This window comes from Emticicia sp. 17c (genome assembly GCF_037153985.1).
In the GTDB taxonomy this organism is placed as follows: Bacteria; Bacteroidota; Bacteroidia; order Cytophagales; family Spirosomataceae; genus Emticicia.
Genome location: NZ_JBBAYI010000073.1, coordinates 1 through 552 on the forward strand (window position 1 = coordinate 1; position 552 = coordinate 552).

The window sequence follows — 552 nt, forward strand, 5'->3', positions numbered from 1 at the left end:
CTCAGGTAAAAATCATCTGGCAAAGCGGCAAGAGTCAGGTGCTGAAAGGAGTGAAGGCCAATCAGGTACTAACCTTTAAAGAAAGCGAAGCCACCGTTCTTGCTCCTTCAAGCCCTACCCATATGGCCCCATTGCTTTTCAGCGACATAAGCGACGAACTTCAGGTGGGCTACAAACACGAAGAAGAAGACTACATCGACTTCAATGTGCAGAAACTGTTGCCCCACAAGTTGTCACAATATGGGCCAGCATTGGCAGTCGGAGATGTAAACGGCGATGGTCTGGAAGATGTTTTCATAGGCGGTTCCAACCAGCACAAAGGCAAGTTTCTGTTGCAACAGCCAAGTGGCAAGTTTTTGGTGAGCGACTTACTGTCGGGCGAAGATGGTTTCAAGAAATCCAGCGAAGATATGGGTGTTTTGCTTTTTGATGCAGACGGCGACCAAGACCTTGATTTATACATCGTGAGTGGCAGCTACGAGTTTACGGCAACGTCGTCCTCCTTGCAAGACCGTTTTTATGTAAACGATGGCAAAGGTCATTTCAGCCTAG

Annotated in this window: 1 protein-coding gene; it reads left to right on the forward strand. The window is 47.8% G+C overall.

All coding sequences use genetic code 11. The features are described from left to right. On the forward strand, positions 1-552 hold a 552-nt coding region (locus tag WAA15_RS24540; RefSeq protein WP_337045487.1), incomplete at both ends, for an FG-GAP-like repeat-containing protein.